At 55.4% G+C, this 23,540-nt stretch carries 22 protein-coding genes; 7 read left to right on the top strand and 15 right to left on the bottom strand.

The window, feature by feature from the left end:
• Positions 1 to 26: 26 nt before the first annotated feature.
• The gene (locus tag M9H61_RS06875; RefSeq protein WP_068518632.1) at positions 27 to 1,121 is read right to left on the bottom strand and encodes an NADH:flavin oxidoreductase/NADH oxidase; all 1,095 of its coding nucleotides are present in this window, start codon (positions 1,119 to 1,121) and stop codon (positions 27 to 29) included.
• Positions 1,122 to 1,452: 331 nt separating this feature from the next.
• On the opposite strand from M9H61_RS06875, the gene M9H61_RS06870 reads away from it, so the two are divergent.
• Positions 1,453 to 1,956 carry an Hsp20/alpha crystallin family protein gene (locus M9H61_RS06870; protein ID WP_206928422.1) on the top strand — a complete coding sequence of 168 codons (504 nt, stop codon included), beginning with the start codon at positions 1,453 to 1,455 and terminating at the stop codon, positions 1,954 to 1,956.
• Positions 1,957 to 2,099: 143 nt separating this feature from the next.
• Positions 2,100 to 2,543, top strand: a complete 444-nt coding sequence (locus M9H61_RS06865; protein ID WP_114113577.1) for a hypothetical protein — start codon at positions 2,100 to 2,102, stop codon at positions 2,541 to 2,543.
• 62 nt (positions 2,544 to 2,605) lie between these two features.
• Here M9H61_RS06865 and M9H61_RS06860 read toward each other — a convergent pair whose 3' ends face one another.
• Positions 2,606 to 3,382: an efflux RND transporter permease subunit gene (locus M9H61_RS06860; protein ID WP_250284098.1), complete on the bottom strand. Its 777-nt coding sequence runs from the start codon at positions 3,380 to 3,382 to the stop codon at positions 2,606 to 2,608.
• A 148-nt stretch (positions 3,383 to 3,530) separates the two neighbouring features.
• The gene (locus tag M9H61_RS06855; protein WP_250284096.1) at positions 3,531 to 4,646 is read right to left on the bottom strand and encodes a PLP-dependent cysteine synthase family protein; all 1,116 of its coding nucleotides are present in this window, start codon (positions 4,644 to 4,646) and stop codon (positions 3,531 to 3,533) included.
• A 226-nt stretch (positions 4,647 to 4,872) separates the two neighbouring features.
• On the opposite strand from M9H61_RS06855, the gene fliN reads away from it, so the two are divergent.
• A complete protein-coding gene (gene fliN, locus M9H61_RS06850) occupies positions 4,873 to 5,175 on the top strand; it encodes a flagellar motor switch protein FliN (protein ID WP_068518627.1) in 303 nt (100 codons plus the stop codon).
• A 179-nt stretch (positions 5,176 to 5,354) separates the two neighbouring features.
• Positions 5,355 to 7,703 (top strand): glucose/quinate/shikimate family membrane-bound PQQ-dependent dehydrogenase, encoded by a 2,349-nt coding sequence (locus M9H61_RS06845; protein WP_250284094.1) that lies wholly within the window; start codon positions 5,355 to 5,357, stop codon positions 7,701 to 7,703.
• Between the two features lie 77 nt (positions 7,704 to 7,780).
• On the opposite strand, the gene M9H61_RS06840 is transcribed toward M9H61_RS06845, so the two are convergent.
• From M9H61_RS06840 to M9H61_RS06830, 3 genes are all read right to left on the bottom strand, one after another.
• Positions 7,781 to 8,545, bottom strand: a complete 765-nt coding sequence (locus M9H61_RS06840) for a tetratricopeptide repeat protein (protein ID WP_250284092.1) — start codon at positions 8,543 to 8,545, stop codon at positions 7,781 to 7,783.
• Positions 8,546 to 8,580: 35 nt separating this feature from the next.
• Positions 8,581 to 8,937: a DUF2794 domain-containing protein gene (locus M9H61_RS06835; protein WP_068518625.1), complete on the bottom strand. Its 357-nt coding sequence runs from the start codon at positions 8,935 to 8,937 to the stop codon at positions 8,581 to 8,583.
• A 171-nt stretch (positions 8,938 to 9,108) separates the two neighbouring features.
• Entirely contained in the window at positions 9,109 to 9,534 is a 426-nt protein-coding gene (locus M9H61_RS06830; protein ID WP_068518624.1) for a hypothetical protein, read from the bottom strand.
• A gap of 528 nt (positions 9,535 to 10,062) precedes the next feature.
• On the opposite strand from M9H61_RS06830, the gene M9H61_RS06825 reads away from it, so the two are divergent.
• From M9H61_RS06825 to der, 3 genes are all read left to right on the top strand, one after another.
• Complete coding sequence (locus M9H61_RS06825) at positions 10,063 to 10,713, top strand: tetratricopeptide repeat protein (RefSeq protein ID WP_250284090.1); 651 nt, start codon at positions 10,063 to 10,065, stop codon at positions 10,711 to 10,713.
• A gap of 68 nt (positions 10,714 to 10,781) precedes the next feature.
• A complete protein-coding gene (locus M9H61_RS06820) occupies positions 10,782 to 12,116 on the top strand; it encodes a PQQ-like beta-propeller repeat protein (RefSeq protein WP_228196610.1) in 1,335 nt (444 codons plus the stop codon).
• Positions 12,117 to 12,226: 110 nt separating this feature from the next.
• The gene (der, locus tag M9H61_RS06815; protein WP_068518621.1) at positions 12,227 to 13,765 is read left to right on the top strand and encodes a ribosome biogenesis GTPase Der; all 1,539 of its coding nucleotides are present in this window, start codon (positions 12,227 to 12,229) and stop codon (positions 13,763 to 13,765) included.
• 110 nt (positions 13,766 to 13,875) lie between these two features.
• On the opposite strand, the gene M9H61_RS06810 is transcribed toward der, so the two are convergent.
• The 9 genes from M9H61_RS06810 to M9H61_RS06770 form a co-directional block, all read right to left on the bottom strand.
• Positions 13,876 to 14,364, bottom strand: coding sequence for a c-type cytochrome (locus M9H61_RS06810; protein WP_233433144.1), 489 nt, complete (start codon positions 14,362 to 14,364; stop codon positions 13,876 to 13,878).
• 177 nt (positions 14,365 to 14,541) lie between these two features.
• A complete protein-coding gene (locus M9H61_RS06805) occupies positions 14,542 to 15,255 on the bottom strand; it encodes an SDR family NAD(P)-dependent oxidoreductase (RefSeq protein ID WP_101247715.1) in 714 nt (237 codons plus the stop codon).
• Positions 15,252 to 16,712 (bottom strand): amidophosphoribosyltransferase, encoded by a 1,461-nt coding sequence (gene purF / locus M9H61_RS06800; protein WP_068518619.1) that lies wholly within the window; start codon positions 16,710 to 16,712, stop codon positions 15,252 to 15,254. The genes M9H61_RS06805 and purF overlap by 4 nt, the downstream gene beginning before the upstream one ends.
• A gap of 63 nt (positions 16,713 to 16,775) precedes the next feature.
• Positions 16,776 to 17,462 (bottom strand): CvpA family protein, encoded by a 687-nt coding sequence (locus M9H61_RS06795; protein ID WP_068518618.1) that lies wholly within the window; start codon positions 17,460 to 17,462, stop codon positions 16,776 to 16,778.
• Positions 17,463 to 17,532: 70 nt separating this feature from the next.
• Positions 17,533 to 18,945 (bottom strand): DNA repair protein RadA, encoded by a 1,413-nt coding sequence (gene radA, locus M9H61_RS06790; RefSeq protein ID WP_068518617.1) that lies wholly within the window; start codon positions 18,943 to 18,945, stop codon positions 17,533 to 17,535.
• Positions 18,946 to 19,010: 65 nt separating this feature from the next.
• Positions 19,011 to 19,787 (bottom strand): ABC transporter ATP-binding protein, encoded by a 777-nt coding sequence (locus tag M9H61_RS06785; protein ID WP_250284088.1) that lies wholly within the window; start codon positions 19,785 to 19,787, stop codon positions 19,011 to 19,013.
• A 15-nt stretch (positions 19,788 to 19,802) separates the two neighbouring features.
• Positions 19,803 to 20,576 (bottom strand): ABC transporter permease, encoded by a 774-nt coding sequence (locus M9H61_RS06780; protein WP_068518615.1) that lies wholly within the window; start codon positions 20,574 to 20,576, stop codon positions 19,803 to 19,805.
• Between the two features lie 72 nt (positions 20,577 to 20,648).
• A complete protein-coding gene (alr, locus tag M9H61_RS06775; RefSeq protein ID WP_068518614.1) occupies positions 20,649 to 21,770 on the bottom strand; it encodes an alanine racemase in 1,122 nt (373 codons plus the stop codon).
• Positions 21,771 to 21,818: 48 nt separating this feature from the next.
• Positions 21,819 to 23,357, bottom strand: a complete 1,539-nt coding sequence (locus M9H61_RS06770; protein ID WP_068518613.1) for a replicative DNA helicase — start codon at positions 23,355 to 23,357, stop codon at positions 21,819 to 21,821.
• Between the last annotated feature and the right edge of the window lie 183 nt (positions 23,358 to 23,540).

The following is a 23,540-nucleotide window of genomic DNA, read 5'->3' as shown; positions in this document are numbered from 1 at the left end:
GCGGATGGGGCTTTACCCGACGGGGATCAGCCGAACAGTTTCTTCAGGCTGCGCGGTTGGCAGCGCAGATATTGCGGGGCTGCTTTGACTTCGGCGCCAAGGGTTGCCGCTGCATGCCATGGCCAGCGCGGATCATAGAGAATGCCGCGCGCAAGGGCGATGGCATCGGCCTGACCGGTAAAGGTGATGGCTTCGGCCTGTTCTGCTTCGGTAATCAGGCCGACAGCAATGGTGGTCATGCCGGTTTCGGCCTTGATGCGGGCCGCAAACGGGACCTGATAGTTCGGGCCAAGCGGGATTTTCTGATCAATATGCAGGCCACCGGAAGACACATCGATGAAGTCGCATCCGCGTGCTTCAAGAAGCTTTGCCAGTTCGACGCTTTGATCGATATCCCAGCCACCATCAACCCAGTCGGTTGCCGAAATACGGATGCCAAGCGGATAGTCGGTACCGACTTCGGCGCGAAGGGCGTCATAGACTTCAAGAACAAGACGGGTGCGGTTTTCAAACGATCCGCCATATTCGTCGTCACGCTTGTTGGCGTGCGGTGACAAAAACTGATGCAGCAGATATCCGTGTGCCGCGTGAATTTCAATCGCGTCAAAGCCGATGCGAATAGCGCGCTTGGCGCTTTCGACAAAGGCCTGCACGATTTCGGAAATCCGCGATTTGCTCAGGGCTTCGGGGATCGGGTCGCCATCACGGAAGGGAACAGCCGACGGTGCGCAAACCTGCCAGCCATTGGCATGGTCGGGATCAATGGCATGTCCACCAAGCCACGGCTTTTCACAGGATGCCTTGCGCCCGGCATGGGCCAGCTGAATGGCAATCGGCATGTCGGAATGGCTGCGCACAGCGGAAATGGTCTTGGCAAGGGCGGCTTCGGTTTCGTCATCCCAAAGTCCGACATCGCCATAGGTAATCCGGCCTTCCGGTTCGACGGCGGTTGCTTCGATGATCAGCAATCCCGCACCGGACTGGGCAAGGTTGCCCAGATGCATCGGGTGCCAGTCGGTGGTTTTGCCGTTATCTGCGGAATACTGGCACATCGGTGCGATGATTACGCGGTTATCAAGGGCAAGCTTGCCAAGTGACAGCGGTGAAAAAAGAGTACTCATGGATCATCCTTATCAGGGAGGTCGATCTTCGGACCGACAAACAATGCAAAGAAGCTAATCCGCCAAGCACGGGAGTGCCAGTCTCTGTTTTGGATTTTGTCAAAAATGACAGGCCGTTTAACGGGTTAGGTGGGGCGATCGGGGATGATACCGGGGACGCGATCAGGGCGGGCTGCAAAAAATATCAAAAAAATGTGCCGGCCCACTTGCGGAAAATTTCCTGTGCTCTATCTCAAGTTTGCAAAGGGGCATGGTGCCCCGATACGCGTCAAGGTTGCAGCCTGGTCTGGGCCGATGGCGCAAGAATACTCGTCTGTAACGGAGGGTAATTATGACTGGTCTTCAGACTCTTAATGGATCCGCACGTCGCCTTGCATCTGCACCGACCTATGGTGATCCTTTCTCGCTTATTTCCCGTGATTTTGATCGCATGATCGGTTCGATCTTTGGGGATCGCGTAACTGCGTCACAGGCTTTTGCCGATGACAAGGAAGCCGCAAAAACCCTTTTGAACCCGCGTATCGATGTTCACGAAACCGATGATCATATCGAACTGTCCGCCGAACTTCCCGGTGTGGAACAGGATGACGTTGATGTGTCGGTCCTTGAAGGTGTTCTGACCATCACAGGTGAAAAGAAATCCACCCGTGAATCAAACGAAGGTGCCCGCGTCATCGAACGCAGCTATGGCAGCTTCAAACGGTCGTTCCGCCTGAATGATACGATTGATGTTGATAACATTACCGCATCATTCAAGAACGGTGTTCTGGTCCTTACTCTCCCCAAAGTAGCGGAACAGAAACCCGAGCCGCGCAAGATTACTGTCAGCGGCTAAGTGTTGTCTCTCCTCCCTGAGAAGCTTTCCCTGTGTTGCCTGACGGGCGGTTTTTACCGCCCGTCTTTTTTTATCCGGCTCCTCACATGGTGACCGGGCTGCCCGTCTTCTGGTGTATCCACACTATCAAAGGAGACCTTGAGATGAGCAGCACACTTGGCGATCTGGCCAATGATTATGCGACGGCGTATAAGGCCGATCTTGCATCTTTTCGAACCGAAACCCAGACCGATCAGCTTTGCGCCATTGCCAGTCGTGTCGCACAAAGCTGCACCGCGGTCGAAACAGGTGGCAAAGAAGTGTCCGTCGCGCAAAGCGAAATTTCCGGCGCGATCATCATCGGCGAGGCGACGGCTAAAAAACTTGCCAAGGATGATGCGGCCTGGATCGCACGGCAGGCTGCTGTCAATCAGACAGAACTGCGCAAGAAGGCCGAAGAACAGCAGGCACGTGATCAGACACTTTTATCCAGTCTCAAAGACCTATCGGGAAAGCTGGTCGGTACAAACAAGACCGATAGCGGTTATGAGCAATCGGTCGAAGGATTTGAAGACACCCTTGCATCCGGTGCGCTGGTCGCATCCTGATCCGGTGTTACATTCTTTCTGGCGGGTCCGGACAGCATTGCCCGGACCAGTCATGTTTTTAGTTACGGGGTAGGCAGCGCCCTTTGGGTGTTGATCAGGTGGTTGTTCGTCAACCAGTTCCCGATGCGGTCGGCAAAGGCCTTGTTTTCGGTTGTTGCCCATTGGTTCTTTCTGAGTTCGAGATAGGTAAAAGTGCCGCCTGCATCATATCCCGCACCAGCCCAGTCACGGCGAACCCGTATGGCGGCGACGACGTCCTTATAGGGGACATTAAGAACCGCAAGTTCACGGGCATAAAGGTTCTGTCGCGCCATCTGGCGTTCGGTTGCCCCGAACCTGGCGGCATTGTTAAAGACGTTCTGCTGGATCGAATAAGTCGGGCACCAGTATCCCTGCAATCGTACACAATAAACCCATGTTTCGGCAGCCGGTTCCGCCTGACCGGGAACCTTGGGCGGGAAAAGGGCACCGATTTCATGCGTCCCCGAAAGGCACACGGCCGTGTAATGCGCAAGGTCCTGATCGCCTTTGCGATAGACAATGGCAGGCGTTGCCGGGGATGTGCCGCGGCGTGAAAAGCCATGACCAAAAATCTCGTCGGGGCTTCGTGTATCTCCGCGCCATGCATACAGGGCCCGGTTGCTTTGGGATGTGTTGCGTTTGAGGTCCGGTGGCACCCAAAGATAGTCGACATAGGCAAATGCAGAGCGTTCATTTGACAGCAAAGCCCAGAAATCATCCGCGCAATTCGTCCCGTAAACCTTTTGTGTCCGCCCGGAATTTTCGAGGTCCACATTCTCGATATAAAGCTCTATGCCGCCAATTCTCTCTGTTGTCATGACATGCCTCGTTTGATTCAGTGCGATGCATTCCGACGGAGAGACAATGAAACTGTGAGAAACCGGCGAACCGGTTCGGGCAAAAGCAAAAGGCCGGGTTTGTAATCAACCCGGCCTTGGAAATGTGATGTCGCTTGTAAGCGTGTGCTTATCCGGTTTTGCTATAACCGATCTTGTGATCGAGTGGCATTTCAAAAAGTCCGGTCGTATCAAACTGTTCAAGGGCCGATATCCATGGGACGAGATTGATATTCTGCGCCTTGATCCAGTCCGGGTTGTAGTAGGTGTCGCGATAACGATCCCCGCCATCGCACAGCAAGGTCACAACCGATCCGGTTTGCCCGGCCTTTTTCATTTCAGTGATCAGTGACAGGGTTGCAATCAGGTTGGTGCCTGTCGACCCGCCGCAGCGTCGGCCAAGATGCCGTTCGAGATAATGAAGTGCGGCAAAGCTTGCAGCATCTGGAATGCGATACATCCGGTCAACCACGGTCGGGTTGAAGCTGGGTTCGACGCGCGGGCGGCCAATGCCTTCGACCCTTGACCCTGTCGTTCCGGTGACCGAGCAGTCACCCGTTTCATATGCATCATAAAAGACCGAGTTTTCAGGATCGGCGACGCAGAGCTCGCACCCTTGGCCCAGTGTGCGCCCATACCGGATATAACGGCCAATGGTCGATGATGTGCCGCCCGTGCCGGCCCCGACCACAACCCAGCGCGGCACCGGATGGGGTTCGCGTTTGAGTTGGTCAAATATGCTTTCGGCGATGTTGTTGTTGCCGCGCCAGTCGGTTGCCCGCTCGGCAAAGGTGAACTGATCCATGTAGTGACCGTCAAGTTCACGGGCCAGACGCTGGGACTCTTCGTAAATCTGGCCACTGTGATCAACCAGATGACTTTCGCCGCCATAAAAGGCGATCTGATCGATCTTTTGCTGCGAGGTCGATTTCGGCATCACGGCAATGAAGCGCAAGCCAAGCAGACGGGCAAAATAGGCCTCTGATACGGCTGTTGACCCGCTTGATGCCTCGATAATCGGGGTGTCCCGGGTGATCCAGCCATTGCACAATCCATACAGAAACAGCGACCGCGCCAGACGGTGTTTCAGACTGCCCGACGGGTGGGTCGATTCATCTTTCAGATACAGCCCGATGCCATCAAGTTTTGGCAAATCAAGACGGATCAGATGTGTATCGGCAGAACGATTGAAATCAGCTTCGATCATGCTGATGGCGTCTGCCACCCATTGGCGGTCATATGTCATGTTGGTTCCTGACATCTGTTGAATCACGTGGTTTCGACCTGTGCGGATCGGCAATGGGCATCTGTGTAGGGGATTATAATACAAAAAACTACAGTGAAATTGTGTCGATACATTTCTGCAATTACCTGTTTTTTAGGAGATTGGGCTTGCTAACACTTTTTTCAAAGCTAACCTCTAGAATACAAGGTTCCCGATTCTTCCGACCTGACTGGATGGCCCGAAAATCATGGCTGATGACGACAAAGATCCGTTTTCCACACGACATGGTGCATCTGAAATCGGTGCGGCCTATGACGTGCCGGTGCGCGTTTCGACCGTGATTGGCAAAAGCCAGATCCAGGTTGCGCAATTGATGCGTTTGACCCGCGGTGCGGTGCTTGAACTTGATCGCAGGGTCGGGGAGCCGGTTGATATCTATGTCAATAACCGGCTTGTTGCGCGCGGCGAACTTGTCGTGGTTGACGAAAATCTGGGCGTGACCATCACAGAAGTCGTCAAGACCGGCACCATCATCGAGACCCATCACTAAAATTCTGACCGCAGCGTTATGAAGCAAACCCGCCGTTTCTCGGCTGATGGCGGGCATTTTGTCATGCGAAGGAACTTGTAAGGTTCGCAGGCGTTTATCCCTAAACCCCTTTTTAACCCCGCAGTCCGGCCACTGTCTGTTGTGGCAGTTGGCGAACTCATTCAGCCGAGGGCTATCTCATGATTAATCTTCTGACATCAGGCCTTCTGGCTCTGATCGGTCTGGCACTTTCTGTTGGTGGTGCCTGGCTGATTGCAGTCGGAGGGAGTTGGTATTACGCGCTTGCCGGGTTGGCATTCCTGTTGGCTGCGTATTTGTCCTTTGCCCGTAAACCGGTTTTGTTGCCGTTTTATGGTGCGTTTTTATTGGCAAGTCTGGCCTGGGCTGTTTGGGAAACCGGGTTTGACTGGTGGCAACTGGCCCCGCGTGGCGGGCTGATTGTGGTGATTGGTCTTTGGCTGATAACGCCGGTGTTTCGCAAAACACTTGTTGCTGCGCCAAAGGACAATGGATCGCCGGAAACAAATGCGAAGCGTTCCTTTGTCCTTGAAGGCAGCATCGTGATCGCCGTGATCGTTGCGGTCTATTCCATGCTGAACAATCCCAACGAAATCGAAGGCAATCTTCCGTCGGATGTAGTGGCGGAAAATCCGCAATTTGGCGGGACGGTCCCCGATGGTGACTGGCATCAATATGGCCGTACCCCGTATGGGCAGCGTTATTCGCCGCTTGATCAGATCACGACCGAAAATGTTGCATCACTCGAACAGGCATGGGTTTATCAGACCGGCGATTTAAAACGCGAAAGTGATGTGCCTGAAACAACCTATCAGGTGACCCCGCTTAAGGTGGGCGAGACGCTTTATCTTTGCACCCCGCATAGCTGGGCGATTGCGATTGACGCCAAAACCGGACAGGAAAAATGGACATTTGATCCGGGTGTTCCGGAAAATCCCGACCGCCAGCATCAGACCTGTCGCGGGGTGACCTATTACAAGGATCCGGCCACGACCGAAACCGGTCCCTGTACCGAACGGGTGTTTCTGCCGACATCGGATGCGCGTCTGATTGCGCTTGATGCCCGGACGGGCGAGGTATGCCCGTCATTTGGCGACGAAGGGACGGTGCATCTGGAAACCAATATGCCCTATAACCCGGCGGGGTATTATTATTCGACGTCGCCGCCGGTTGCTGCTGATGGCAAAATCATCATTGGCGGGGCCGTGAATGACAACTATTCGACCAAATCGCAATCGGGCGTCATTCGCGCATATGACATCAATACCGGCGCGTTGGTCTGGAACTGGGATTCCGGAAATCCGGAACAAACCGAACCGATCCCGGATGATCAGACCTATACCGCCAATTCACCCAACAGCTGGTCTGTTTCAAGTGCGGACGAGAAACTCGGCATGATCTATGTGCCGCTGGGGAACAAGGTTCCCGATCAGTTGGGCATGAACCGCGATGAAAATGTGGAAACCTATTCATCGTCGATTGTGGCGCTCAGCCTTGAAACGGGGCAGGTGCAGTGGGTGCGCCAGACGGTGCATCATGATCTTTGGGACATGGATGTGCCATCACAGCCAGCCTTGCTTGATATCACGACACCAGACGGGGAAACCGTTCCCGCACTGGTCGGTCCGACCAAACAGGGCGATATCTATGTTCTTGATCGTCGTACCGGCGATCCGATCATTCCGGTCACCGAGGTGCCGGCACCGGGTGGGGCCATTCCCGAAGATCACACAGCACCGACCCAACCGGTATCGGGGCTGACATTCATGCCCGAACCGCTGACGGGCAAGGATATGTGGGGCATTACCCTGTTTGATCAGCTGGCATGTCGTATTGCGTTCCATGGTTTGAAATATGAGGGTCGCTATACGCCGCCGTCGCTGGAAGGGACGCTTGTCTATCCCGGCAATTTCGGAACATTCAACTGGGGCAGTGTCGCCGTTGATCCCGAACGCCAGATCATGTTCGGCATGCCGACCTATCTTGCCTTTACATCGCGCCTGATCCCGCGTGATGCCGTTCCGCCGCGCGGCAGCGAAAAGGCCAGTGAAATGGGCATTAACCGAAATGAAGGTGCCCCTTATGCCGTGGAAATGGGGCCGTTCCTGTCGCCGCTTGGTATCCCGTGTCAGGCACCGCCGTGGGGCTATGTGGCCGGTGCTGATCTGCGCACGGGCGAGATCGCCTATAAGCATAAAAACGGCACGGTCGAAGACATGACCCCGCTACCCTTGCCGTTCGAAGTCGGTGTGCCGGGGATTGGTGGTCCGATCCTGACCAAGGGTGGTGTTGCCTTCCTTGGGGCCGCGGTTGACAACTATTTCCGTGCCTATGACGCCACCAATGGCAATCAGCTTTGGGAAGCCCGTCTTCCGGCGGGCGGTCAGTCAACACCGATGACCTATGAAACCGATGATGGCACGCAATATGTGCTGATCGTTGCCGGTGGTCACGGTTCGATTGGCACCAAGCCGGGCGATTATGTGATTGCCTACAAGCTTCCGAAATAGGATCACACGGGCACCTGTTTTGCAGGTGCCCGTTTCTTATGTGTCGTCAGTCGTGCCGGCAAGCACAAGCAGATCACTTACCAGGGCACTTCACCGGCAAGGCGTTTTTCGACCTCCTGAATTTCGTCGATGCTTAATCTTGGTTCCAGTGCGTCTATGGCCGACTGGGGATCAAGTGGTTCGGTCTCGTTTGCGCCTTCGGGAAAGGTCATTGGCCCGTTTGCGGAACGGCGCAGCCAGTAATAGGCATCGGCAAGATTTTGCGGCACACCCCAGCCACGTTCAAGCAATGCACCATACATGAACTGGGCGGCGTGATTGTTGGCCTTGGCGCCGATTTCAAAATAGTGGGCGGCTTCGATGAAGTTTTGCCGTGCGCCGCGTCCATGGAAATATTGTGTGCCGATCAAATAGGCCGCATCGCCGTTTCCCGGATCGGTTTTCAGCGCACGTTTGAAATATTCGGTGGCACGAAACTGGTCATAATGCAGGCCGTGGCCGTTAAAATAGAGAAGCCCGATATAATAGATCGCACCCCCGTGATTGGCGCGTGCGGCCTTTTTGAACCACTTTGCCGCGTTCTGATAGTCGGGTTGGCCAAGATTCCCGCGATAATACAGCAATCCCAGCGCATATTGCGCATAGGGATCATCCTTTTGCGCGGCCGATCGCCAGTAGTCATGGGCCTGTTCAAAATCACCGGACCGATAGGCATAGTAGCCGGTCTGGTAGTCGCGGCTCATTTGGCGCGCCTGTCCGGGGTGGGGGATGGCCGCAAAGCTTATGCCGATCAGGGCCGCAATCATCAGCCGTCTGACCAGCTTCAAGGCAGAAGGACGCACGTTCTTATCTTTGTCCGCTGTTATGAAGAAGGGTGTCAGGAATTGTTTTTAAACAGCGGAACGACCTTGCGCGCACGCTTTTCGATGGCCTCTAGCACGTTGCTGATATCGGAACTTTGTTTGATCCGCTCGCCACTGTGAAGCGCGAGATACTGGCCGGCATTCTTGTGTTCGCTGCCCAGTTTGATCACGGTGAAAAGCGGTGTTTCGTGTGTGGAACGAAAGATCGAAAACATTGCCATCCCGTCCAGATGGTCGATCGCATAATCGCGCCAGGCGCCGCTCGCAACCTGACGGGAATAGGTATTCATGAGCCGCATCAGTTCGGACCGGTCAAAATGCACAAAGCTTTTGGCTTTGCGGTATTTTGCCAAATCGAACAGTGTTCCCATGTGATTCTCCGGCAATGTGGTCGTCCGGCTGTTACAATCCGGGAACGGAAAATGACAGCCATATGACACGGTAGCGTGGATTGCCCTGCGTCTCAAGTTGCAATGGACAAAAACCGGTTCACACTATTTGTGACCGGTTTGATTATCCCAGATAATTCAGTGAATTATGCCCTAGAGGCTGCGCGAACGGGTCGGCGGCCAGTCAACGGTTTGTGCCCCTGTGTTATAGGGATCGGGCGTGCGATAGCAACTGACGGCGGCCAGGGTGCGATAGCAATAAAGCGGCGTTTCCGGTACCGGGTCCTTTTTGCAATAGGACTTGCCGTCAATTTTGCGGATGGTTGAGCAATCCTGACCGGTTGAAAGCGAAACCATATGGTCAATCAGGGTTTTGTCGGTGTTGATGATGCTGACAACGTCAAAGGCAAGATACCATTCCCCGCCGGTAAACAGGCTGGTCCCGACTACATCGGACATGGTGGTGCTACAGCCTGATACCCCGGTTCCAAGCAAAGTGGCAAACAACCCGGCCAGTATGCGCTGTCGAATGACGCGCTTGGCATCCTGTCGGTTTTGAACCTTTTGACGACGTTTCATGGTGTCTCCGTCCATCCACCGGGCAAATTTGACCGGTGACAGTGTGAAATCTGTTCCCTTGGATTTATCAAAGCAATCACTGTGCCGAATTGCCCAAAGGATGGATCATTTTTGTCATATGGGCGGTGTCGGGTTTGTTTTCAGGGGCTTTTTCCGGCATTGCTGCGCGATATGCCGGATCTGGCGCGCGGGCAAGTATTGGCGCACATTGGCGCAAGAGCGTCGATATCGTGCCGATGCGTGAGAATAATGGCGCTGGCAGGCAATTCTTACCGCTTTGGGGGATTAAATCGAAACCGCGCCGCGTTTTTGCCGCAAATTCGGTCTTTGTTACCCGAACATGGGGCTGACAAAGACGCCCGGATCGGGTTGAAAAACGGCAATGGGGCAAAATAATCGACCGAATGCCCGGATTGGCTTTGTGCAGACTTGACCCCTTGCGTGCTGGCGCGTTAAATCCTTGCCAGAATTAATTCAGATAAGCGGGCAGGTTGCCCGCTTTATTGTGACCGGATTGGAGCCGTTTTCGTGGTTGATATTTTCCAGGAAGTCGAAGAAGACCTGAAGCGCGAACGCACAGAAGAGCTGTGGCGCAAATACGGGAAATATGTCATCGGCACTGCTGCTGTGATTGTTTTGGGTGTTGCCGGGCGTGAAGGCTGGAAAACCTATGAACACAGCACCAGCATCGAAAATGGTACCCGCCTTGCCAATGCTGTTGAACTGGCAAATGCCGGTGAAGACAAGCAGGATGCGGCCCTTGAGGCGCTTGATGCGATCATCGCAGAAGGCAATGCCGGTTTTGTTGCATTGGGCCATTTCCAGAAAGCGGCTGTTTATTTGCGCGCTGGGGCGACCCCGTCGGCTGTGAACGAACTTGAAGCGGTTGCCGGCAATTCCGACATTGACCAGGTTTATCGTGATCTGGCTGTTGTTCAGATTGCCATGAACAGCGCCAATGAAAGCAATGCCCAGGAACTGATCACACGGCTTGAGCCGGTCGCGGTTCCGGAAAACACCTGGTATTACTCGGCGCGCGAAATGATTGCGCTGCTGCATATTGCCGCGGGTGAAATCGATGCGGCCAAGCCGCTTCTGACCGAAATTGCCGACGATAACGAAGCACCGTCAGGCATGCGCGCACGGGCAAGTGAACTTCTCAAGGCCGTTGGTGCCTAACTGCGACCAGCAAGGTTGGCCGGGTTTCCCGGCCACCGTGATGACAGCTTGAATCAGGGGAAACGGTTTTGACCACACGCGGTATTAAGTCACTTCTGTGCGTTATGGGGATGACGGGCCTTTTGGCCGGGTGTTCGGGTTGGCTTGGCGGCACCGAAGAACCGCCATTGCCCGGGGAACGCATTTCGGTACTGGCCCTGCAAAGCACGGTTCAACCTGATATCGATCTGTCTGATCAGCGTGTTGTTCTTCCGGAACCCGAACCGATGGTCGACTGGCCTCAGAATGGCGGCATTCCAAGCCATGCCTTGCATCATGTCGGTCTGGACAATGATGTTCTCAAGCAGGACTGGTCGATTGATATCGGCGAAGGGTCGATGGATGACAACCTTCTGCTTAATCAGGCAATCATTGCACGTGGCGTGATCTTTACCATTGATGCCAGTGCGGAAGTCCGTGCCTTTGCGGCCAATTCGGGAAAACGAATCTGGTCGCTTGAACTGGCACCGGAAGACGAAGAAGACAGCACGCTTCTGGGCGGTGGTCTGGCCTATGAGGGCGGCATTATCTATGCCACCACCGGCTTTGCCGAAATCATTGCCATTGATGCGCCAAGTGCCACGGTTCTGTGGCGCACCCAGGTCAGCGCCCCGATGCGGTCTGCGCCGACCGTCCGTGGTGGTCGTGTCTTTGCCATCACTGTTGATAACCAGACCATCGCGCTCAATGCCTTGACCGGGGAAACGCTTTGGAACCATCGCGGTGCGGCCGAAGGTGCGGCCTTTATCGGTGGTGCCAGCCCTGCGGTGGATCAGGGCGTTGTGATTTCGGCCTATTCGACCGGCGAGATGTATGCGCTGCGTGTGGAAAACGGTCAGGTGATCTGGTCTGATGCTCTTGCCGGGGCCGGGCGCACCGATGCCGTTTCGGCAATCGCTGATATCCGCGGTCTTCCGGTGATTGATAATGACCTTGTGATTGCCACAAGCAACTCGGGCCTGACGGTTGCGATTGACCTTCGTACCGGCTATCGCGTCTGGGAACTTGAGGCCGGTGGCATCCAGTCACCATGGGTGGCCGGCGATTACGTATACCTGCTAACCAATACAAATGATCTGATTGCCTTGCGTCGGAAGACCGGACAGGTTAAATGGGTGACGGTTCTGCCACGTTTTGTCGATCCCGAAGACCAGGAAGAGCCGATTGTCTGGACAGGTCCGGTACTGGTCGGTGACAGGTTGATCGTAGGTAACGAGCAGGGCGAAGTAATGACTGTTTCCCCTTATAGCGGTGACATTCTCGGCAAGGATGAACTTTCCGGGCCGATCACATTGCCGCCTTCGGTTGCGGGTGACAGCCTTTACTTCCTGACTGCGGATGCCGATCTAATCGCATATCGCTGATCAGTCAGTTCGAACATTAGGCAAGGTTTCCTTGCAGGATTTGCGATGCGCCGAGGGCAGTGAAAGCCGTCGGCGCATAACGCCTTTTATAACGAGAGTCTGAAAGTCAGATGTCGCTTAAAGTTGCCATTATCGGTCGCCCCAATGTCGGGAAGTCGACCCTGTTTAACCGTCTGGTCGGCAAAAAGCTGGCCCTGGTGGACGATCAGCCCGGGGTCACCCGTGACCGCCGCTATGGCAAGGCACGTCTGGGCGATATGTCTTTTGACGTGATCGATACCGCCGGTCTGGAAGAAGCATTCGATGATTCCGTCGAAGGCATGATGCGCCAGCAAAGTGAAAAAGCGTTCGAGGAATGCGATGTTGCGCTGTTCCTGATCGATGCGCGTGCGGGACTGACCCCGCTTGACAACCACTTTGCCGACTGGCTGCGCAAACGCCACAAGCCGGTTTACGTCATTGCCAACAAACACGAAGGCAAGGACCAGGATCCCGGCCTTTACGAGGCCTATGGCCTTGGTCTTGGCGATGTCGCCCCGATCTCGGCCGAGCATGGTCTCGGCATCGAGCTTCTGTATGACATTCTTGAACCGCATTGGGACGAATGGAAACACCGTCAGCGCGTTGCCAAGCAACATGCCCGCGAAGCTGCCATCGAGGCATTGGAAGATGCCGCACAGGAAGCTGATGACGATGTCGATGATTTGATTGATCCCGATGGCTTTGCCGATGACGAGGGCGAAGTATTCCCGTCCTATGAAATCGAATTCAGCGAAGATGACGAAGACGAAGATGGCGAACTGATCGTCGAAGGGGCGCGCGATAACTCCAAAATCCAGCTGGCCATCGTCGGCCGCCCGAATGCCGGTAAATCGACCCTTCTGAACCAGTTGCTGGGTGAAGAACGTGTCATGACCGGGCCGCAGGCCGGTTTGACCCGTGACTCGATCGCGGTCGACTGGTCCTATGAAGGGCGTCCGATCCGTCTGGTCGATACAGCCGGGATGCGCCGCAAGAAGAAGATTGATGACCGCGTTGAAAAGCTGTCGGTTGCCGATACCCTTCGCGTGATCCGCTATGCCCAGGTCGTTGTTTTGATGCTTGATGCGACCAACACGCTTGATAAACAGGATCTGACGATTGCGCGCATGGTGCTTGAAGAAGGCCGTGCATTGATCATTGCGGTCAACAAGTGGGATGCGATCAAGGACAAGGCAGGCGTCATGCAGGAACTGCGTGACAAGCTTGACGTGTCCTTTGCCCAGGCCAAAGGCATTCCGGTCCTGACCTTCTCGGCGCTGACCGGGCGTGGTACCGATCGTCTGATGCCGACAGTTCTTGATATCCACGATATCTGGAGCCGCCGCATCCCGACATCACAGCTGAACCGCTGGCTTGAAGCAACCACCGAACGCCATTTGCCGCCGGTCATTTCCGGGCGTCGTATCCGTCTGCGTTACATGACCCAGGCGAAATCGCGTCCGCCAAGCTTCTTTATCAACTGCTCCAAGGCGGCCGAACTGCCCGAAAGCTATACGCGTTATCTGATCAATGGTTTGCGCGAAGATTTCGATATGCCGGGCGTTCCGATCCGTATCTATCTGCGCAGCAGTGACAACCCCTATGCCAACAAGAAAAAGAAACGCTAGTTTCCGGATTTCTTGTCCCAGAACGACCAAAGCCGCCCTTGATCATCAGGGGCGGCTTTTTGCTGCGTTTTTGGCGGGCGTCATGCGGTTTGATGCATCTGCCCTATAGATCAGTTTTGCGGGATCGACGGGCCGTTATCAATGATGTCACGGATATGGTCGGGCAGGTCATCCTCGGTAAAGCGTTCCTGGATTTCGCCGTCCTGAACAAAGGCAAAAATATCGGCGATGTCCTGACCGGAAAAATCAATCTGATATCCGAGATCGGCCTGTTGAAGATGGAGCATCTGCTCGGCCCCGCGCCACATGCTGGCAAAAAATTCAAACGGCTCACGCGCGATATTCATGTTCGACGCATCAAGACTTGGGCCGATATTACCGCCTACACTGTTGACGGAATGACAGACAACACAGCCGCGTTCGGCAAACAGGTCCTTGCCGCGTGCCGCATTCATTTCAGGCAATGTAATGGACGCGCCATTATGGTCGGTTGCGCGCGCATCATCGACGGTGCTGATGGTGATGACAGCCCCGATGGCAACGGCAATCGCAACAGTGCCCAAGGATGGAATAAAGCGGAAATTCAAGGCCTGTGTCATCGGCGTCCCTATGTCAGATAAGTGTCTGCTGGGGGCACATGCTATCGGTCCTTGGTACTCAAGCGCAATGGCTTGATGTCGTGGACATAAAAATTGTTTTGAAAATCTGCATTCCGCAACAGGAACACAAAAAAAGGGCCCGTTCGGGGCCCTTTGTCGGTGCGGTATGTGGAATGCTTAATACGCGTTGACCACTTCGCCATGTTTGGTGCAGCTGGCCTCTGCCAGATCGACAAACACATCGGTGATGCTGTCGGGCGTGGGCAGCGTTTCGGGATCTTCACCCGGATAGGCTTCTGCACGCATCTTGGTGCGGATACGACCGGGATTGATCAGATTGACGCGGACCTTGCTTTCCTCAAGCTCCTGGGCATAGGACAGCACAAGGGCTTCAAGCGCGGCCTTGGTGGCGGCATAAAGCCCCCAGAAGGCACGACCCTTGGCCGAGGCGTTCGAGGTCACGAAAATCGCGCGCCCGGCATCAGAAAGCTGCAACAGCTTGTCGACCGTGCGGATCAGGCGGAAATTCGACGTAACGTTGGTTGCGACCGTATTGTCGAAAACCTGGGTATCGATGTGGCCGACCGGGGCGATTTCGCCCAGAAGACCCGCATTGCCAACCACGATATCAAGCTTGCCGAACCGTTCATAAATGGTCGGGCCGATGGCATCGACCTTTTCGAACATGGTCAGATCAAGCGGCAGCAAGCTGATCTTGCCGCCGGCATCGGTGATTTCGTCGCTGAGTTCTTCAAGCGCGCCGACATTGCGACCAATCGCAATGACCTGCGCGCCTTCGGCAGCAAAACGTTTGGCAACCGCGTAACCGATCCCGTGCGAGGCACCGGTAATCAGTGCCACGCGTCCTTCAAGGCGCTTTGTATCGGTCATGCAGACTGCCTTTCGACCAGCTGGCTCAGCTTGCGGTCCTTGTTTTCGGCATTGTGATCGGTAAGCCGGATCGGATAATCGCCGGTAAAGCACGCATCACAGAATGCCGGGCTGTCATTGTCACGGCCCGGAAGACCGGTCGCACGATACAGACCGTCAATGGTGACAAAGGCAAGGCTGTCGACACCGATGATCTTGGCCATGCTTTCGATGTCGTGATTTGCCGCCATCAGTTTGTCTTTGGACGGGGTATCAACACCATAGAAGCACGGGTTGGTCGTGGGCGGGCTTGTGATGCGCATATGCACTTCTGCCGCACCGGCCTGACGGACCAGATCAACGATCTTGGTCGAAGTCGTACCACGCACGATCGAGTCATCGACCAGAATAACGCGCTTGCCCTTAAGCTTGCCGGGGTTGGCGTTATGTTTCAGCTTCACGCCAAGATGGCGGATCTGATCGGTCGGTTCGATAAAGGTACGGCCGACATAATGGTTACGGATGATGCCCAGTTCGAACGGAATGCCGCTTTCCTCGGCGTACCCCAATGCGGACGGAACACCGGAATCCGGGATCGGCACGACAACGTCGGCTTCGATTGCGGACTCACGGGCCAGTTCACGACCGATATTCTTGCGCACGTCATAGACGCTTGTGCCTTCGACGATGCTGTCGGGGCGGGCGAAATAGACATGCTCGAAAATGCAGAAGCGCGATTTGACCGGTTTGAACGGCTTTATCGACCGCAGGCCGTCTTCGGTAATTTCGACGATTTCGCCCGGTTCGACGTCGCGGATGAATTCCGCGCCAACGATATCAAGGCCGACCGTTTCCGACGACAGGATATAGGCATCATTGAGCTTGCCCAGAACCAGCGGACGAACACCAAGCGGGTCACGGACACCGATCAGTTTCTTTTGTGTCATGACGACCAGCGAATAGGCGCCTTCGACCTGACGGACCGCATCGATCAGACGATCGACGATCTTCTCGTACAGGCTGGTGGCAATCAGATGAATGAAGGTTTCCGTATCCGAGGTCGACTGGAAGATCGAACCGCGCTTGACCAGACGATCACGCACCGCAAGCGAGTTGGTCAGGTTACCGTTATGGGCAATCGCCAATCCACCGAATTCGAAATCGGCAAAAAGCGGCTGCACGTTGCGAAGCCCCTTGCCGCCAGCTGTCGAATAGCGGACATGGCCAACAGCACGGTGGCCGGGAAGGCTTTTGATCACATCTTCGGAGCCAAAGATATCGCCAACCTGGCCCGAGGCCCGATGAGCGGGAAAATCTTCGCCGTCATAGGAAACAATACCGGCGGCTTCCTGTCCGCGGTGTTGCAATGCATGAAGGCCAAGGGCCGTCAGTGCAGCAGCATCCGGGGTACCAAAAACGCCAAAGACGCCACATTCTTCACGTAGCTTGTCGTCATCAAATGGATTGGTGGTCAGCATGAGTGGGTTCCGCTCTCTCGCCGGTGGCGCACGGACAACGTAATTTTACGAAACCCACACGCCTCACTCGTTAGTGGTCGCCTCGATCAGGCGATCCAAATCATCGCGCGAGGGCCTTGTATACCCGTTTAGGGGCGCGGGTCCAGTCCCTTTTGGTTCCGGACCAAGAAGTTGACGATAGGTTTGCTCGTTTGCATCGGCCCGACGCTGTGCGCGCTCAAGCTCTTGGGCGGTGGTATCGAAAATTTCGTCAGGAGCCATGCGCATAATAAGGAACGCGCCTTCTTCCAGAACCGGGCGGGTCCGGGCATCGCGCACCCAGTCGGGTTGCGAATCTGCGGGCAGCAGCCAGGACAGGGCCAAAAAGCCGATACAAACGATCAGCGCGCCGCGCAACAGACCGAATACAAAGCCAAGGGTGCTATCAAGACTATCAAGTCCGGAATTCTGAACCGCCCGTCCGATGCGGCCGCTCAGGAACGAGAAAATCAGAAACGTAATCAGAAAAAGACCAACCCCGGTTGCCAGATCGGCAATCAGTTCGGACGGGATCAGATCACGGACATAGGGCCGCGCAATTGGATAGCCATAAAGCGCGCACAAACCCGCACCCAACCATCCCATCATCGACAGGATTTCATGGATGAAACCACGGAAAAACGCAAACACCCCCGACACAAGCAGGATACCGACAACAATCAGGTCAAACACATCGCGTGCGCCAAGATCGGGGAGGGCAGAGAAATCCATCAGTTCGTAAACCTTGTAAGTCAGTCGGTCCGGGTGTGTTCGGGATCAGGTCACATATCGCAAAGTGCGTTTAATACATGCCTTCGCGCGGGCGCACCTTGTCGCGGACATCGTCGCCGAATAGGTTTACCAAATCCTGAAGATGACCGATTTCAGTCTGGTTCAGACCCTTGATCGACAGCTTCTTCTTGCCCTGGGTGCCGTTCTTGGGGGTATAGGCATTGCCAAAGCCAAGTTTGGTGGCTTCTTTCAATCGCGATTCGAGCTGCCCGACCGGGCGCACTTCACCCGAAAGCCCGATTTCCCCGACAATAACCGTTTCGGCCGGAACCGGTGCATCGGCAACAGCCGAAATCAGGGCGGCAGCAACCGCCATGTCAGCAGCAGGTTCACCAACCCGCAAACCACCGGCAACGTTCAGATAGACGTCAAACTGACTAAGCGGCAGGCCGCACCGCGCATCCAGCACGGCAAGGATCATGTTCATGCGTGCAGAATCCCAGCCAACAACCGCACGACGCGGTGTCGCAAGGGCCGATTGGGCGACAAGGGCCTGGATTTCGACCAGCATCGGGCGGGTGCCTTCAAGCCCGGCAAACACCGCCGTACCACTGACCGGCGCTTCGCGGTCGGCAAGGAAAAGCGCAGACGGGTTGGGAACTTCGACAAGGCCGGCATCACCCATTTCAAACACACCGATTTCATCGGTCGCGCCAAAACGGTTTTTGACCGCGCGCAGGATGCGGAACTGATGGCCGCGTTCGCCTTCGAAATACAGAACCGTATCGACCATATGTTCAAGAACACGGGGGCCTGCGATCTGGCCTTCCTTGGTGACGTGACCGACCAGAAGGACCGCAAATCCCTTGCGCTTGGCAAGGCGGATCAGTTCAAGCGCGCAGGCGCGAACCTGTGATACGGTGCCGGGTGCACTATCAAGGGTGTCGGCATACATGGTCTGGATCGAGTCAATGACCACGACGTCATGGCTGCTGGCTTCAAGGGTTGTGATGATATCACGCAGACTGGTGGCCGCGGCAAAATCGACCTTGGATTTTTCAAGTCCCAGACGGGCTGCGCGCATGCGGACCTGATCGACCGCTTCCTCGCCCGAGATATAGGCGCATTTGTTTTTGGCAGCCATCGCGCCGACGGCCTGAAGCAGGATGGTGGATTTGCCAATCCCCGGATCCCCGCCAACCAAAAGGGCCGATCCCGGAACAAGCCCCCCGCCACAGGCGCGATCAAGTTCGGCAATGCCGCTTATGATGCGTTTGGGGCTGGCGCTTTCGCCTTCAAGGGCGACGAATTCGATGGTCTTGCCCTTCGCACCGCCGGCAATGCCGCCTGCTGCCTTGGGGCCGCTTTCGACGCGTTCTTCTTCGATGCTGTTCCATTCCCCGCATCCGTCACAACGACCGGTCCATTTGCGGTATTCCGCACCACAGTTCTGACAGATGAAACGGCTTTGGGTTTTGGCCACAGAATGCTCCGCAGATCAAAGAAAAGAAATGTCTGTAAAGGCGATTGCTGTCGCGTGCGACAGGATCAAAGATGCTTGAGATCAAGTTCAAGCGGACCTTCGATATCACCGGCAACGAATTGTTGCAAATAGGGGTTATCGGCAGTGTCGATTTCCGAAACAGGGCCATCCCAGATGATCTTGCCCTGATAAAGCATCGCGACCCGGTCGGCAATTTTGCGCGCACTTGCCATATCATGGGTAATGGTCATCGCACTGGCGCCCAGTTCGCGGGTGCATTTGACGATCAGATCATTGATCACATCCCCCATGATCGGATCGATACCGGTCGTGGGTTCGTCAAAGAACAGGATTTCCGGTTCTGTCGCGATGGCACGCGCCAGTCCGACGCGCTTTTGCATGCCGCCCGAAAGCGATGCCGGGGACATATTGGCGACGTCCGATCCCAGTCCGACATCTTCGAGACGGGCAATGGCAACGTCGCGCGCATCGCGCGGCTTCATGCCACGGCCCTCGATCAGGCCAAAGGCCACATTTTCCCAGACCGAAAGGGAATCAAAAAGGGCAGCGCCCTGAAACAGCATCCCGGTTTTGGCAAGCATCGCATCGCGTTCGGCCTGACTGGCGTTAGTCATTTCAATGCCATCGACCGTGATCGATCCCTGGTCCGGGGTCAGGAGGCCCAGAACACATTTCAGCGTTACCGACTTTCCGGTGCCCGATCCGCCGATAATGGCAACCGATTCCCCCGGGGCAACGTCAAGATCGACGCCCTGAAGAACCTTTTTCGGGCCGAATGCCTTGTGGACATTACGCAGTGATATCTTGGCGGGATTGCTCATGATGCGGTCCGGCCCTTAACGCGTAAAGAACAGTTCGGTGACGATATAGTTCGAAATCAGGATCAGGATGGAGCTTGAAACAACCGCATTGGTCGTCGCCTGACCGACACCCTGTGCACCGCCACGCGAATGATAGCCGTGATAGCAGCCCATCAGCGTGATGATAAAGCCGAATACGGCGGCCTTCACCAGACCGGAAATCACATCAAGCTGTTCAAGATACTGGAACGTATTGCGGATATAGGACCCGTCATTAAAGCCAAGTTTGTTGACCCCGACCAGATATCCGCCAAGCACCCCGATGATATCGCCGATCAGAACAAGCACGGGCAGGGTAACCAGACCCGCGACAACGCGCGGAACCACCAGATATTTGAACGGATTGGTCGAAAGCGTGACCAATGCGTCGATCTGTTCGGTAACGCGCATGGTACCGATTTCAGCTGCAATCGCCGCACCGACACGGCCCGCAACCATAAGACCGGCCAGAACCGGTCCCAGTTCGCGGGTCATGGAAATGACAACCACGGTGGCAACCGCACTTTCGGCTGAAAAGCGCGAGAACCCCGAATAGGATTGCAGGGCAAGAACCATCCCGGCAAACAGGGTGGTCATGGCGACAACCGGCAAAGAGAAATAGCCGATTTCACGCATCTGTTTGAAGATCAGGCGAAAATAGATCGGCGGGGTGACCATGTGGCCAATTGTCCGACCTGCAAACACCGTCACGCGACCAACAAGGGCCAAAAAGGTCAAAAAGATATGCCCAACCGGCGCAAAGATCGGCATCTGTACTTCGAAGTCCCCTGTTATCGGCCCGCCAAGATTGTATTGTCCGGTGGTTCGGCCAGTTTTTATGGATCAGCTTTCTGTATAAACCCGCCGATAGCGATGTCCAAGCGAAGTTAGAATTTCATAACCGATTGTACCAGCAGCAGATGCGACATCGTCAACCGTCATCTTGTCATCAAGAAGCGATACCATGTCGCCAGCCTTAAGCGGCTTGCCCGGAAGGTCGGTGATATCAACCGTGATCGCATCCATCGAAACCCGCCCGACATAGGGAACGGCATGCCCCTTGATCAGAAGTTTGCCCGAATTCGAAAGCGACCGCAGCCAGCCATCGGCATAGCCGACAGCAATGGTTGCGATTTTTGTTTTGCGTTTTGCCTGCCAGGATGCGCCGTAACCGACGGTTTGCGGTTCATCAATATCACGTACCTGCAAGACCTTGGCCTTGAGGGTAACGACTGACCGCATCGGGTTGGTGGTTTCCGGCGTCGGGTTGCCGCCCCAAAGTGCAAAGCCCGGACGGCAGAATTCAAGATGATATTCGTTGTCACGGAAGATCGCCGATGAATTGCAGAAACCGCGCGGTGCCGGGGGCAGGCGACGATACCATTTCATGAACAGGTCATACTGTTCCTTGGTGATCGGGTTTCCGGCCTCGTCGGCGGCGACCGGATGGGTCATGTAACCGGCTTTTTCAAACCCGTACAGAAGCGATGAATAACGGTCGACCAGATGGCTGACATCAAGCGGCGTCAGGCCAAGGCGGCTCATGCCGGTATCAAGATGGATGAATGCCGGGGCAGGGCGTTCATATTCCCGGCACAGATTGGACCAGCGTTCGATCTGTTCGAGATCATTGAGCACCGGGATCACGTCATTTTCGATGAAGAATTCTTCGTCACCGGGCAACACACCGTTCAGAACGGCAATCCGTCCGCCGCCGCGCAGAACCGGGAACAGTTCGGCTGCTTCGTTGGCCTGTGCCACGAAGAACAATCGGCATCCCTGCTTTTTCAGGACCGGAACGATGGTGTTGGCGCCAAGACCATAGGCATCCGCCTTTACCACGGCACCACAGGTGCGCCCGGTATAGCGTTTGGTCAGACGTTGATAGTTGTCGGCAACTGCTTTCAAATTGATCTGCAGTTCCGCGCACTCGGCAGCACGGCCGACGGCGGGAAGAACGGTCATTCGTAATACCCCGTGGAATCCGTTTACGGATGGGCGCTGGCCCAAACCCTATTCATATTCTTCTTCAGTGTGATCAAGATCGCCAAACTTGGTGTAGTTCCCGTCAAAGAACAGGCGCACGTTGCCCACCGGGCCGTGACGCTGCTTGGCAACGATTACCTCTGCGGTGTTGTAAACATGGTTCAAACGTTCCTGCCACTGCGCATAGCGTTCACCGAACTTGTCGGTGGCTTCTTCCGGGCGCTGGGCCGGTTCGGCACGTTCGAGATAATATTGTTCGCGGTAAATGAACATCACGACGTCGGCGTCCTGCTCGATCGAGCCGGATTCACGCAAGTCAGAAAGCTGCGGGCGTTTGTCGTCACGCTGTTCAACCGCACGCGAAAGCTGTGACAGGGCCAGGACCGGAACTTCAAGCTCCTTGGCAATGGCCTTGAGCATACGGGTAATTTCCGAGACTTCCTGCACACGGCCATCGCCGCGGAAGTTGGTCGGCGGTGCCAGAAGCTGGAGGTAATCGACGACGATCATGGCAAGGCCGTGCTGACGCTTTAGTCGGCGGCAACGGGTTCGTAGCGTCGATACCGGCAGGGCCGGCGTATCGTCGATATAAAGCGGAACGGTGTTGAGTTCCTGGGTTGCCAAAAGCAGCCGTTCGAAATCCTGTTCGTTAAGGTCACCACGGCGCATGTTATCGCCCGAGACCTCGGCTGCCTGCGACAGCAGACGACCGGCCAGCTGCTCTGCCGCCATCTCAAGGGAGAATACGGCAACCGCACCGGTACGGGTTTCATCGCGGGTGTCTTCGCCCGCCAGCCGGTTCTGATGGGATGCAATCGCCGCGTTGAAGGCCACGTTCATGGCAAGGGCGGTTTTACCCATCGACGGACGACCGGCAAGGATCAGCAAGTCGGACGGGTGCAAACCGCCAAGCTTGCGGTCAATGTCACGCAAGCCCGTGGTCACGCCAACAACGCGCCCGGCGTTCTTATAGGCGTGATCGATATTCTCATAGGCCTTGGCAAGGGCCGGGCCAAAGGCAACAAAGCCCGATTCCGCGGCCCCTGCAGTCGCCAGCGAGAACAGTTTCTGTTCGGCTTTTTCGATCTGGGTGGTGGCGTCGGTATCGAGTTCGTATTTATAGGCCTCGTTGACCACATCTTCGCCAAGCTCGATCAGCTCGCGGCGCAGATACAGGTCATAGATCAGTTTGCCGTAATCCCCGGCATTGATCACGGAAACAAGGTTGTTTGACAGTTCGGCCAGATATTGCGCGCCGCCGATTTCTGCCAGTTCCTCGTCCTGTTTGAAATAGGCCTTGAGCGTAACCGGGTTGGCAAGCTGACCACGTTCGATCAGTTTGCCACAGGCCTCGAAAATGCGGCCATGGCGCCCGTCTGCGAAATGTTCCGGGCGCAGGATATCCGACACGCGCTCATAGGCGGCGTTGTTGTTCAGGATTGCGCCAAGAAGGGCGGCCTCTGCCTCGAAGTTATGGGGAGCCATACGTTCGAGCACCATATCGGCGTCGTCGCCGTGGTTCATATCCAGAGGAGCAAAAAGGGCATCAAGATTGGGATCTGTCATGGGCGGAAAAGGTATCAGTCATCCGGTTGGTCGCAAAGAGTTAATCGGTATAACTCATAGCCGGTATTCCGCAAGCGCAGAGGTCGTACATCCGACAGGTTTTTGAAAGTGCACTCAAAATCCGGTCCGGGCGCTGTCGGGGCATAAGGAGACCAAAAGAAAACGGCACGTCCTTGCGGACAT

The organism is Thalassospira sp. GO-4 (genome assembly GCF_023588965.1).
Classification (GTDB): domain Bacteria; phylum Pseudomonadota; class Alphaproteobacteria; order Rhodospirillales; family Thalassospiraceae; genus Thalassospira; species Thalassospira povalilytica.
The sequence above is the reverse complement of the archived record's forward strand: the minus strand, read 5'-3'. Positions and strand labels throughout refer to the sequence as shown.